The organism is Streptomyces meridianus (genome assembly GCF_023703325.1).
GTDB lineage: Bacteria > Actinomycetota > Actinomycetes > Streptomycetales > Streptomycetaceae > Streptomyces > Streptomyces meridianus.
In genome coordinates, this window is sequence record NZ_JAMQGM010000021.1 from 37,752 (window position 1) to 50,675 (window position 12,924).

Below are 12,924 nucleotides of genomic sequence, written 5' to 3' on the forward strand. Positions count from 1 at the left end.
CTGCCTCTGTCTCAGCCTCTGCCGTCGTGCCTGCCATGCCGGGACCGCGCCCTCACGGGACGCGTTCCACCCCTGGCATCCCATTGTCGTCCACCGCACCGACAGCCGGCTCCGGGCCCGAAGGACACACGCGGCGGCGGCACACCCCCGGCGTCTCCGCCGTGTCCGGGTGCGCCGCCGTGGGAACAACGCTTCAGGTCAACACGCCTCAGTCGCGCCGGCCCCTGCCGTGCCGGTGCTGATCGGCGTCGTAGTCGTCCCGCGGCCCGAGCAGTTCGTCGGCGAGGGACGGAAGGTCGTCCAGCGGCGTCTCCTCGGCCCACTGCGGGCGGCGGCGACCGCTGCGGGAGGACGACTCGTCCTCCTCCATCGGGAACGAGGGCAGCTCGCGGGTGCGCTCGGCTTCGGACTCGGCGGGCTCCGGCTCCTCGCCCTCCCGGAACATCCACGGCGGCACCCGGTCCGCCGGGTCGGGGCCCTTGTCGAAACTCACCTTCGGGAGAACCGCCGTCTCGTCGGGCTCCGCCGGAGGTTGCTGCTGCGGCAGGACGGCCGTCTCCTCGGCGTCCGACGGAGCCGGCGGCAGCGGAGTGCGCACCGTCTGGGTCGCCTCCGAGTCCGGGTCGTCCGGCTCGTTCGGGGCAGGCCGCTCGGTCGGCTGCTGCCGGCCGGGCGCCGGGGTCTCGATCGTGGCGGTCCCGTCGTCCGACGCGGCACGCGCGGACCCGGCCCGGCGCAGCGCCTCCTCGGCCCGGCGCTGCTTCTCCAGCCGACGCTCCTCGGCCTCCTCGCGCAGCCGGTTCTGCTGCTCGTACTCCCGGCGCAGCCGCTCCTTCTCCACCGCGCGGGCACGCTCCTCCTCCTCGCGACGCCGGCGCTCCTCCTCGGCGAGCCGCCGTGCCTCCTCGGCGCGCATACGGGCCGCTTCGGCCTGCCGCTCGGCCTCGGCGCGCTGCGCCTCCTCGGCCTCGATCCGCTTGCGCTCCTCCTCCTCGGCCCGGAGCCTGGCGATCTGCTCCTGCCGCTCGCGCTCGCGCCGCTCCTCCTCGGCCTTGCGGGCGGCCTCTTCCTCGGCCCGGCGGCGTGCCTCCTCGGCGGCGGCCCTGCGGGCCTCGTCGCGGGCTTTGATCTCGGCATCGGAGAGCGGCAGCATCTGGTCGAGCCGGTGGCGCACGACGGTGGTGACGGCCTCCGGATCGCGGCCGGCGTCGGCCACCAGGTACCGGGCCGGGTCCGCGGCGGCCAGGGTCAGGAATCCCGACCGCACCCGCTCGTGGAACTCGGCCGGCTCGGACTCCAGCCGGTCGGGTGCCTCGGTGAAACGTTCCCGGGCCGTCTCGGGGGAGATGTCGAGCAGGACCGTCAGATGCGGGACGAGTCCGTCGGTGGCCCAGCGCGAGATCCGGGCGATCTCGGTCGGCGACAGGTCGCGGCCCGCGCCCTGGTAGGCCACGGAGGAGTCGATGTAGCGGTCGGAGATGACCACGGCGCCGCGCTCCAGGGCGGGCCGGATGACCGTCTCGACGTGCTCCGCCCGGTCCGCCGCGTACAGCAGCGCCTCGGCACGGTGCGAGATGCCGGCGCTCGAAACGTCCAGCAGGATCGAGCGCAGCCGCTTGCCCATCGGGGTGGCACCCGGTTCACGGGTGACGACGACCTCGTGGCCCTTGGCCCGGATCCACTCGGCGAGCGCCTCGACCTGGGTGGACTTGCCCGCCCCGTCGCCTCCCTCGAGGACGAGGAAGAAGCCGGCACCGGCCGGGGACTCCTGGGAGCCGCCACCGCGCAGCGCTTCGCGCAGGTCGCGGCGGAGCGGCACGCCCTGCCGGTCGTCGGTCCGGCCGAGGACGAGCGCCGCGACCGGCAGCAGCAATGCGCCGATGAGCATCAACGTGAAGGCGGCGCCGCCGTGGGCGAAGACGAACTTCCCGGCGGCCAGGCGGTGCGGTCCGATCCCGGCGGCGATCACCGGGGCCAGGACGGCGCTCAGTCCGACGAAGAGGCGAACGACGGCGTGCAGGTGCTCGGTTGTCCGGGGCCGCAGGGACTCCTCGGCCTCCAGGTCGAGCAGGGTGTGCCCGGTGTTGGCCGCGACGCCGGCCGTCGTTCCGGCCAGCAAGGCCAGGAAGAGCACGGTCGCCGGGTCGGGGGTCAGGCCCGCGGCGAGCAGCGCCAGGCCGGTGACGGCAAGGGCGAGGGCGAGCATCCGGCGGCGGGAGAACCCGACCAGCACCCGGGGAGCCAGCCGGACGCCGGCCACCACGCCGCCGCTCAGTGCCAGAACCAGCAGCCCGAAACCGACCGGCCCGCCGCCGAGGTCGAAGGCCTGCAGGACGGCGACGGCGACGGCGCCCGCGACTGCGCCCGCCACGGCCGCACAGGCGAGGACGAGCAGCGGGATCGCGCCCGTGCGCCCTTTGCCGTCCGCCCCGTCACCGGGCCTGGGGCGGCGCAGCGCATGGAGTGGCGAGCGCACTCCGGAGGTTCGGTGGCCGGGCAGCTCGATGAAATAGAGGACGGAGATCGACGCGGCGAAGAGCCCCGATGCGACGTACGACGCGAGCGCGGCCTGGTGGCCGCCGAACCACGGGATGCCGGAGCCGAGGAGGTTGCTGACCAGGGTGACGAGTACCAGCGCGGCGGCAGCCAGCGGCAGGCTCACGAAAGCGGTGCGCAGGAAGAGCCTGCGGAGCGCCTCGAGCCGGTCCGGCAGCGGCCGGACCGTGGCTCCCTCGGCCGGAGGCGCGGGCAGCAGGGCGGGAGCGGCCCCGTCCTTGGCGACCGTCCACAGACGCTCGGCGATGCCGGTGACGAAGACGGTGACGAGCAGCCAGGCGAACGCCTTCTCACGGGTCCAGTCGATCCACAGCGGGGCGACGATGAGCAGCGCCGCCCGGACCACGTCCGAGCCGATCATCGTCCATCGGCGGTCCAGCGGCCCGGAGGGCCCGGTGAGGGTGGCCAGCGGCCTCAGCAGCAGGACACCGAACAGCAGCGTCGCGACGAGCCGGACGCCGAACACGGCGGCCACGGCGAAGGCTGCCCCGCGGTATCCGCCGCCGAACGGCCCGGCGACGGCTGCTGCCTGCAGCGACAGCAGCACCAGCACGAGCAGGGCGAGGGCGTCTCCGACGCCGCCGACGAGCTGGGCGCTCCACAGCCGGCGGAGCGGCGGGAATCGCAGCAGCGCTCGTACGGCCCGCTCACGGGAGTCTGCTGCAAGGGGGTCGGGGGCGGGGGCGGGCCCCTCGGCCCGGGACTGCTGGGCTCGCGTCATCCCGCCAGCCTATCGGGAGCGGCCGAGCCTCCGCCGCCCCGCCCGAACAAATGCCCGCCCCGTCGGCACATCAGGTGGCTGCCGACGGGGCGGGCGGGTCGCGGGGGCCGGTCCGGACCGGCCGGGCCTCACTCGGCCCGGTCGGCCGTTGCGGTGCCGGCCGCAACGGTCTTCTTCGCCGTGGCCTTCTTCGCCGTCGCCTTCTTCGCCGTCGTCTTCTTCGCCGTCGTCTTCTTGGCAGTCGTCTTCTTCGCCGCCGTCTTCTTGGCGGCAGCCGTCTTCTTCGCGGTCGTCTTCTTGGCGGCGGCCTTCTTCGCCGTCTTCTTCTTCGCCGGGCCCTTCGCCCGCTTCTCGGCGAGGAGTTCGTAGGCGCGGTCGGCCGTGATGGTCTCGACGTCGTCGTCGCGGCGCAGGGTCGCGTTCGTCTCGCCGTCCGTCACGTACGGACCGAAGCGTCCGTCCTTGACGACCACCGGCTTCTCACTGACCGGGTCGGTACCGAGCTCCTTCAGCGGCGGCTTGGCCGCTGCGCGGCCGCGCTGCTTCGGCTGGGCGTAGATCGCGAGGGCCTCGTCCAGCGTGATGGTGAACAGCTGCTCCTCCGACTCGATCGAGCGCGAGTCCGTCCCCTTCTTCAAATAGGGGCCGTAGCGGCCGTTCTGCGCCGTGATCTCGGTGTCCGACTCGGGGTCGATGCCCACGACGCGCGGCAGCGACATCAGCTTGAGCGCTTCCTCGAGCGTGATCGTGTCGAGGGACATGGACTTGAAGAGCGACGCCGTGCGCGGCTTGACCGCGTTCTTGCCGGTCTTGGGGGTGCCCTCGGGAAGGACCTCGGTGACGTACGGGCCGTAGCGGCCGTCCTTGGCCACGATCGGGCGGCCCGTCTGCGGGTCCGTGCCCAGCTCGAAGTCGCCGCTCGGCTTGGCGAGCAGTTCCTCTGCGTACTCGACGGTCAGCTCGTCCGGCGGCAGGTCCTCCCGCACGTCCGCTCGCTGCCCGGTCTCCCCCTCGACCGGCGAAGGCTTCTCGACGTACGGACCGTAGCGGCCCACACGAAGCACGATGCCGTCACCGACCGGGAACGACGAGACCTCACGGGCATCGATGGCACCGAGGTCGGTGACCAGCTCCTTCAGCCCGCCGAGGTGATCGCCGTCGCCGTTGCCGGCCTCGGCGGCGACACCGGCGCCGGACTCGTCGGAACCGAAGTAGAAGCGCCGCAGCCACGGAACGGACTGGGCCTCCCCGCGGGCGATGCGGTCGAGGTCGTCCTCCATCTTGGCGGTGAAGCCGTAGTCGACGAGCCGGCCGAAGTGCTTCTCCAGCAGGCCCACGACCGCGAAGGACAGGAACGAGGGCACCAGCGCGGTGCCCTTCTTGAACACGTAGCCGCGGTCGAGGATGGTGCCGATGATCGACGCGTAGGTCGAGGGGCGGCCGATCTCCCGCTCCTCGAGCTCCTTCACCAGCGAGGCCTCGGTGTAGCGGGCCGGGGGCTTGGTGGCGTGCCCGTCGGCGGTGATCTCCTCCGCGCCGATCCGGTCGCCCTCGCTCACCTGCGGCAGCCGGCGCTCGCGGTCGTCGAGTTCGGCGTTCGGGTCGTCCGCGCCCTCGACATAGGCCTTCATGAACCCGTGGAAGGTGATCGTCTTGCCGGACGCGCTGAACTCGGCGTCCCGGCCGTCGGAGGCCCGGCCGCCGAGCCTGACGGTGACCGAGTTGCCGACCGCGTCCTTCATCTGGGAAGCGACCGTCCGCTTCCAGATCAGCTCGTAGAGGCGGAACTGGTCGCCGGTGAGGCCGGTCTCTGCCGGAGTGCGGAAACGGTCGCCGGAGGGCCGGATCGCCTCGTGCGCCTCCTGGGCGTTCTTGACCTTGCCCGCGTAGGTGCGCGGCTTGTCCGGCAGGTAGCCGGCCCCGTACAGCTGGGTCACCTGGGACCGGGCGGCGGCGACCGCCGTGTCCGACAGAACGGTGGAGTCGGTACGCATGTAGGTGATGAAGCCGTTCTCGTACAGCTTCTGGGCCACCTGCATGGTCGACTTCGCGCCGAATCCGAGCTTGCGGGACGCCTCCTGCTGGAGGGTCGTCGTGCGGAACGGCGCATAGGGCGAACGCCGGTAGGGCTTGGACTCCACGGACCGCACCGAGAAGTCGGTGCTCTCGAGCGCGGCCGCCAGGGCCCGGGCGTTCTGCTCGTCCAGGTGCAGGACGTTCGCGCCGTCCTTGAGCTGCCCGGTCGAGCCGAAGTCGCGACCCTGCGCGACACGGCGGCCGTCGACCGAGGTCAGGCGGGCGCCGAAGGTGCCGGGGTCGGTGGAGTCACCGGCACGGCCGGTGGCGAAGGTACCGGTCAGGTCCCAGTACTCGGCGGAGCGGAACGCCATGCGCTCGCGTTCCCGCTCGACGACGAGCCGGGTCGCGACGGACTGCACGCGGCCGGCGGACAGCCGGGGCATGACCTTCTTCCACAGGACCGGCGAGACCTCGTAACCGTAGAGGCGGTCGAGGATCCGGCGGGTCTCCTGCGCGTCCACCAGCCGCTTGTTGAGGTCCCTCGGGTTGTTGACCGCCTCGCGGATCGCCTGCTCGGTGATCTCGTGGAAGACCATCCGGTGCACGGGAACCTTCGGCTTGAGCACTTCCTGGAGGTGCCAGGCGATGGCCTCGCCCTCGCGGTCCTCATCGGTGGCGAGGAAGAGTTCGTCGGACTCCGCGAGGAGTTCCTTGAGCTTCTTGACCTGGCTCTTCTTGTCGCTGTTGACGACGTAGACCGGCTGGAAGTCCCGCTCGACGTCGACACCGAGGCGGCGGACCTCACCGGTGTACTTGTCGGGGACCTCGGCCGCACCGTTGGGCAGGTCCCGGATGTGTCCCACGCTCGCCTCGACCACGTACCCAGGGCCGAGATAACCCTTGATCGTCTTGGCCTTGGCAGGCGACTCGACGATCACGAGTCGGCGTCCGCCCTTTGCGGTCTCGCTGGTCGGGGACAACTTCGCTCTTCTCTCCGGATCGATGCTCGGTGTGGCACAACAGTGACGCTGCGGAGTGTGACGGTACCTCCCGCCCTCTTGTCAAACGGGAAAAGTCCGCAACGCCACTCGAACGGTAACCCGATACCCGTCCTGTTTGCCGCCCGGATCGCTCCCCCGGTCCTTGGCGGCGATTGCCGCCAAGGTCCGATCGCCCCTGCGCGGACGGCGGTTCCGACCGACCGGGTGAGACCTCTCACGACCGCCCGGAACGGTCAGACGGGCAGCAGGAATCCCTGGTCGACGAGGAGACGGATCGACGCCGGGGTCCGGTCCCGCAGCAGGACGGGATCCTCGCCGAGCAGATCGGCGATCGCGTCGAGGATGCGGCCCGCGCTGAGTGTGCCGTCGCACACGCCGGCGAAACCGGCGCCGACCGTGTCCACCTCGGTCGCCCGGCGCATGCCCCGGTTCTGCCGGAGCAGCACGTGCTCGGGGTCCTCGGCTCCCGGCAGCCCGACCTGCTCCTGCACCACCTCGTCGGCGAGGCGGTAGTGACCGGCCAGGAGGGCGGCATCGTCGGTGTCCCGGAGGAAGTCCTGTCGGTCGAAGTGGGAGCGGATCGCCTCGCCGAGGGGCTGCTCGACGGGGTACGGCCACTCCTCGGCGGTCACCCTGGGGCGTTCGGCGCCCGACTTGCGCAGGGTGATCCAGCCGAAGCCGACCGCCTTGGTCTTCTGCGCCTCGAAGTCGTCCAGCCATGCGTCGTACCGCGCCGCGTACTCGGCGGGGCCGGCCCGGTGGTCACCGGCGTCCCGCAGCCACAGCTCGGAGTACTGCGTGACGTCCTGCACCTCCCGCTGCACGATCCAGGCGTCGCAGCCCGGCGGCACCCAGGCGGATACCCGCTCGCGCCAGTCCTCACCCGCGATGTGCTGCCAGTTGGCCAGCAGCTGGCAGTAGCCGCCCTCGGCGAGCCGGCTCGCCGACTGCTGCACGAGCGTGCGGCACAGCGCATCCCCCGACATACCGCCGTCGCGGTACGTCAGCCGGCCTCTTTCTGCCTGGGCCCCGGCGGAGGCGGCCGGTGAGATGACGAACGGCGGGTTGGAGACGATCAGGTCGTAGAGCTCGCCCTCGGGCACCGGCTCGAACAGCGAGCCCTCGCGGAGATCGGCCTCACGGACCCCGGACAGGGCCAGGGTGAGCCGGGCGAAGCGCAGCGCCCGCGGGTTGACGTCGGTCGCCGTGACCGCCGTCGTGTGCCCGGCGGCGTGCAGGGCCTGGATACCGGACCCGGTGCCGACGTCGAGGGCCCGGTCGACCGGATCCCGGAGGGTGATCCCGGCCAGCGTGGTGGACGCCCCACCGACGCCCAGCACGAGCTGCGCCCGGTCCGCCTCCGGCAGCGCCGCACCTCCGGCACCACCGGCACCACCGGCACCGCCGACCGCACAGCCCAGATCGGAGACGATGTACCAGTCCTCGCCGACGGGCCCGCCGTACGGGCGGACGTCCACGGTCGCCCGCACCTCCTCCGCGGTCCCGGCGAGCCAGCCGTCCTCCAGGCACTCGTCGAACGGCAGCGCTGCGCGTGCCCGTTCGGCCGGCACCGGACATTGCAGGAGGAAGAGCCGGACGAGGGTCTCCAGCGGGCTGCCGCCGCGGGTCGCACGCAGCGCCGGGACGGTCTCGTTGCGGGCGAGTGCGGCGTAGGCGGGCGCGCCGAGCAGCTCGAGCAGGCCGTCGGCCGTGAAGCCGGCCCGCAGGAGGTCGTCGCGGAGCCGGCGGGTGCGGTCGGCGAAGGGCGAGGGAAGGCGGTTCGTACTCACGCGTCCCATTGTCGGATGCGCCGCCGTTGAGTGCCACGGGCCCGCACCTCCGGAGAGGGAGTGCGGACCCGTGATCCCGTGACCGGCGAACGGGTCACGAGGAAGGGCTGGCCTCCGACGGCCGCTTGCACCCGGACTGCTTGCTCATGGCCTCGCCGACCTCACCGGACTGGAGGTTCTTGATCGCGTCGTCACCGGTCTTGTTGACGGCGTCGAGCTTCTGGGCGATGTCCTGGAGCCCCGACGCGAACTTGCCCTGGTCGTTGGTGTTGAGCCGCTCGACGTCCGCCTTCAGATCGGCGTACGCGCGGGACGTGGCGTTCAGTCCGCGCACGGCGGCCTGCTGCTTCTGCTCGCCGTCGTCCACGGGCGGGGCCCCGGCCTTGTCCACGGCGCCGGCCATCGACGCGTAGGCGGTCGAGATCTGCTGGAAGGCAGCCGAGTCGGCCTTCTTGATGTCCGCGGGCTTGCCGTCGGCGGCCGTCGAGGTGATCGACTCGTTGGCGTCCGTGATCTTCTGCAGCTGGGGCTCGAGCTGATCGCAGACCTTCTTGGCGTAGTCGTTGACCTCGCTGTTGTCGCTGCAGCCGGACAGCGCCAGTACCAGGGCCGTGCCGCCGGACAGTGCGGCCACAAGCTTCTTGTTCACCGGATTGGTCCCTTCCGTGGCTATCGGCCACGGAACATACACGCCCAAAGAGGGGTAGTCGCGAGTCATGGATGCCCCGTAACGGGCATTGCAGCCATTTGCATCACGGCCCGGAGGGCGTCGGTGCCGCCCGGACACGAGAGCGGGCGGCGTGCTCACCGCACACCGCCCGCCCAACAACTCCCTTGCTGTTGCGACTACTTGGGTCGCCTTCCGATCGACCGGACGTCAGGAGACCGTGGCCGCATCACTCGCGCTGGAGACGCTTTCGGCCGTTCCGTCGTTGCCTTCGTCACCCACGGCGATTCCGCGCCGCTTCGAGACGTAGACGGCTCCGACGATGACCGTGAGGGCCAGCACCGCGATGAGCACCCGGATGCCCGTACTGGCGTTGTCGCCGTAGCTGAACTGCACGACAGCCGGGGCGATCAGAAGCGCCACCAGGTTCATCACCTTCAGCAGCGGGTTGATGGCCGGCCCCGCGGTGTCCTTGAACGGGTCGCCCACCGTGTCACCGATCACGGTCGCGGCGTGGGCCTCGCTGCCCTTCCCGCCGTGGTGCCCGTCCTCCACCAGCTTCTTGGCGTTGTCCCACGCACCCCCGGAGTTCGCGAGGAAGACGGCCATCAGCGTGCCGGTGCCGATCGCGCCGGCGAGGTAGGAGCCGAGCGCACCGACGCCGAGGGTGAACCCGACGACGATCGGCGCGAGGACGGCGAGCAGACCGGGGGTGGCCAGCTCGCGCAGCGCGTCCTTGGTGCAGATGTCAACGACGCGGCCGTACTCGGGCTTCTCGGAGTAGTCCATGATCCCGGGGTGCTCGCGGAACTGGCGTCGGACCTCGAAGACGACCGAGCCCGCCGACCGCGAGACGGCGTTGATGGCGAGCCCCGAGAACAGGAACACCACCGAGGCGCCCAGCACCAGCCCGACCAGGTTGTTCGGCTGCGAGATGTCCAGACTCAGACCCAGCTCCCCGGCGCGCGCATTCACATCCGCGACGGCCGAGGCGATCGCGTCACGGTACGAACCGAAGAGCGCCGCGGCGGCCAGCACCGCCGTGGCGATGGCGATGCCCTTGGTGATCGCCTTCGTCGTGTTGCCGACGGCGTCGAGGTCCGTGAGGACCTGGGCGCCCGCACCCTCAACGTCACCGGACATCTCGGCGATGCCCTGCGCGTTGTCCGAGACCGGGCCGAAAGTGTCCATGGCGACGATCACGCCCACCGTGGTCAGCAGGCCGGTGCCCGCGAGAGCCACCGCGAACAGGGCGAGCATGACCGAGCTGCCGCCGAGCAGGAATGCGCCGTACACGCCGAGCCCGATCAGCACCGCCGAGTAGACGGCGGACTCGAGGCCGATCGAGATGCCCGCCAGCACCACGGTGGCCGGGCCGGTCAGCGAGGTCTTCCCGATGTCCCTCACGGGACGCCGGGTGGTCTCGGTGAAGTAGCCGGTGAGCTGCTGGATCAGCGCGGCGAGCACGATACCGATGCCCACGGCGACGAGCGCGAGCACCCGGGGGTCCCCCGCGTGGCCCAGGATCCCGGGGTCGGTCACACCGGTGAGATCGCCGTACGAGGACGGCAGGTACGCGAACACCGCGATCCCCACCAGCACCAGGGAGATCACCGCGGAGATGAAGAAACCCCGGTTGATCGCCGTCATTCCGCTGCGGTCCGCCCGCCGGGGTGCCACCGCGAAGATGCCGATCATGGCCGTCACGACGCCGATGGCCGGCACCAGCAACGGGAAGGCCAGGCCGACGTCACCGAAGGCCACCTTGCCGAGGATGAGCGCGGCGACGAGCGTGACCGCGTACGACTCGAACAGGTCCGCCGCCATGCCCGCGCAGTCGCCGACGTTGTCGCCCACGTTGTCCGCGATGGTCGCGGCGTTCCGCGGGTCGTCCTCCGGAATGCCCTGTTCAACCTTGCCGACCAGGTCCGCTCCGACGTCCGCGGCCTTGGTGAAGATGCCGCCGCCGACACGCATGAACATGGCGATGAGCGCGGCGCCGAGACCGAAGCCCTCCAGAACCTTGGGGGCGTCAGCGGCGTAGACCAGCACCACGCACGAGGCGCCGAGCAGGCCCAGCCCGACCGTGAACATGCCGACCACGCCGCCGGTGCGGAAAGCGATCTTCATGGCCCGGTGGGAGACGTCCGTCAGATCCTTCGGCGGGGCGCCTTCCGCCGGGGTGGCTTCACGGGCCGCGGCCGCCACGCGCACATTGCTGCGCACGGCGAGCCACATTCCGATATAGCCCGTGGCCGCCGAGAAGAGAGCACCGATCAAGAAGAAGACCGACCGGCCGGCGCGCTGCGACCAGTCGTCCGCCGGAAGCAGCATGAGCAGGAAGAACACCACGACGGCGAATACGCCCAGGGTGCGCAACTGGCGTGCAAGGTACGCGTTGGCGCCCTCCTGGACGGCGGCGGCGATCGATTTCATCTTGTCGGTGCCCTCGCCGGCGGCGAGCACCTGGCGCACCAGCACCACGGCGACGACGAGGGCCGCAATCGCGACGGCCGCGATGACCAGCACGATCATCCGGTTGTCATCGGTCAGGGTCGCAGCTGCAAGAGATGAGGGTAGGTCGTTCTGCAGAGGGGGAAAGGGCCCCGCCATTCGTCCTCCTTGACGTTTGGCACATGGGCGCGCAGCAGTGGAACAGCCGCGGCGCTCAGGCGTCCTGAGCAAAGTTGTGGACGGATTGTAGGGAGCCTGGCCGCGGCAAAAAAGTGCGCCTGAAGAGGAATTGGCCCGGACCAGCGAAGATCAAAAAAAGATCGCTCCGCCAATTCCCCCGAAGGGAGGAAGTCGATCAAACAACCGACACCCGATAAACGATCTACGGCTTATCGAAGAGTGTTATGAACACCCCTGGTCAGGGTTCTCTCGATGGCGCTTCCAGGGGACACCGGACGGTGGTGGAGGACTCTCGCCGCGGGATTCCCGGGCAGGTTGTCCAGCGGTGCGCACGAGGCTCCCGAGAGCCTGTGTGGATCCCGCGGAAGATCGGAAGGGATGCGGTGCAGCCCGCGCGGAGAGGAGTCCGGGAGGCCGCCGGGCTCGCGCTGAGCGCCCGGGGAAAGCGCCGGGCGGGCGGATACGGCCCGCCGGGGAGGGACCGGCAGCCGTGGCCGGCAGACAGAGCGCCACCGCGTGTGGCGCTCCGATGGGCGGTGGGTGGGAGGTGCGGGCCGAGACGGCTCGTTCGGCGAACTCTCCCGGCGAAACGCACGGAAGCGGCCGGAACGGGGGTGGACCCCTAGGACAGAACGGGCGCCGACGTCACAGGCCAGCTCATACGGATGGAACCGCCGGACTCCCCGGCGGACACCTCGACGTCGTCCACGAGCCCGCTGATGACGGCGAGACCCATGTCGTCCTCCTCGTCACCGCCGGCGCCGCGGGACGGCTCTCCGGCCCCCGGCCGGCCGGCGGATTCCGCCGGCCGGCCGGCCGGTGTGTGAGGCGCCTCGTCGCCGACCTCGATGGAGAACTTCTTCTCGTCCTCGATGAGCAGCACTCGCACCGGGGTGGTCAGTTCGTTGACCTCGTGGAGTCCGACCGCGCGGGAGCAGGCCTCGCCCACCGCCAGACGCACCTCGTCCAGCACCGCCTCGTCGACCCCGGCACGGCGCGCCACGGCGGCCGCCACCAGGCGGGCCGTCCGGACATGCTCGGGCAGGGCACTGAAGCGCAGCTCGACGGTGGCCATGCCATCCCCCTCGGTCGTACGAATGCCGTGTCCAGGGGCCGGGCCGACGGCCCGGAACCCCCAGTGACTTCCTCCCCCGGCTCAGGGCCGGGGAATCTCACGATGTCAGTCGGTCGCCGACACGGCGTCGTCCACCGAGGTGTGGATCGGGAACACCTTGGTCAGTCCGGTGATACGGAAGATCTTGAGAATGCGCTCCTGGTTGCAGACCAGGCGCAGGGAGCCCTCATGGGCACGCACTCGCTTCAGCCCGCCCACGAGCACGCCGAGCCCGGTGGAGTCGAGGAAGTCGACGCCTTCCATGTCGACGACAAGGTGATAACTGCCGTCGTTCACCAGCTCGACCAGCTGCTCGCGCAGCTTGGGCGCGGTGTATACATCAATCTCGCCACCGACCTCGACGACCGTGCGGTCGCCAACGGTCCGGGTCGACAGGGACAAGTCCACGGATCCTCCAGCTT

Annotated in this window: 7 protein-coding genes; all 7 read right to left on the reverse strand. The window is 71.0% G+C overall.

Annotated elements, in window-relative coordinates; all coding sequences use genetic code 11:
- Positions 1 to 208: 208 nt before the first annotated feature.
- A complete protein-coding gene (gene tmk / locus M1E25_RS10050) occupies positions 209 to 3,277 on the reverse strand; it encodes a dTMP kinase (RefSeq protein ID WP_251412876.1) in 3,069 nt (1,022 codons plus the stop codon).
- A 128-nt stretch (positions 3,278 to 3,405) separates the two neighbouring features.
- On the reverse strand, positions 3,406 to 6,276 hold the full coding sequence (topA, locus tag M1E25_RS10055) for a type I DNA topoisomerase (protein ID WP_251412878.1): 2,871 nt from the start codon (positions 6,274 to 6,276) through the stop codon (positions 3,406 to 3,408).
- 254 nt (positions 6,277 to 6,530) lie between these two features.
- Positions 6,531 to 8,096 carry a DUF7059 domain-containing protein gene (locus tag M1E25_RS10060; protein ID WP_251412880.1) on the reverse strand — a complete coding sequence of 522 codons (1,566 nt, stop codon included), beginning with the start codon at positions 8,094 to 8,096 and terminating at the stop codon, positions 6,531 to 6,533.
- 85 nt (positions 8,097 to 8,181) lie between these two features.
- On the reverse strand, positions 8,182 to 8,736 hold the full coding sequence (locus tag M1E25_RS10065) for a small secreted protein (RefSeq protein ID WP_251412882.1): 555 nt from the start codon (positions 8,734 to 8,736) through the stop codon (positions 8,182 to 8,184).
- 228 nt (positions 8,737 to 8,964) lie between these two features.
- On the reverse strand, positions 8,965 to 11,367 hold the full coding sequence (locus M1E25_RS10070) for a sodium-translocating pyrophosphatase (RefSeq protein ID WP_251412886.1): 2,403 nt from the start codon (positions 11,365 to 11,367) through the stop codon (positions 8,965 to 8,967).
- A 643-nt stretch (positions 11,368 to 12,010) separates the two neighbouring features.
- Positions 12,011 to 12,463: an ATP-binding protein gene (locus M1E25_RS10075; RefSeq protein WP_251412888.1), complete on the reverse strand. Its 453-nt coding sequence runs from the start codon at positions 12,461 to 12,463 to the stop codon at positions 12,011 to 12,013.
- Positions 12,464 to 12,568: 105 nt separating this feature from the next.
- Positions 12,569 to 12,910 carry an anti-sigma factor antagonist BldG gene (gene bldG / locus M1E25_RS10080; protein ID WP_098752640.1) on the reverse strand — a complete coding sequence of 114 codons (342 nt, stop codon included), beginning with the start codon at positions 12,908 to 12,910 and terminating at the stop codon, positions 12,569 to 12,571.
- Between the last annotated feature and the right edge of the window lie 14 nt (positions 12,911 to 12,924).

Bases quoted from the DNA above. Each gene is read 5' to 3' on its own strand.
- tmk (WP_251412876.1), bottom strand. From the start codon at position 3,277: ATGACGCGAGCCCAGCAGTCCCGGGCCGAGGGGCCCGCCCCCGCCCCC.
- M1E25_RS10060 (WP_251412880.1), bottom strand. From the start codon at position 8,096: ATGGGACGCGTGAGTACGAACCGCCTTCCCTCGCCCTTCGCCGACCGC.
- M1E25_RS10070 (WP_251412886.1), bottom strand. From the start codon at position 11,367: ATGGCGGGGCCCTTTCCCCCTCTGCAGAACGACCTACCCTCATCTCTT.
- M1E25_RS10075 (WP_251412888.1), bottom strand. From the start codon at position 12,463: ATGGCCACCGTCGAGCTGCGCTTCAGTGCCCTGCCCGAGCATGTCCGG.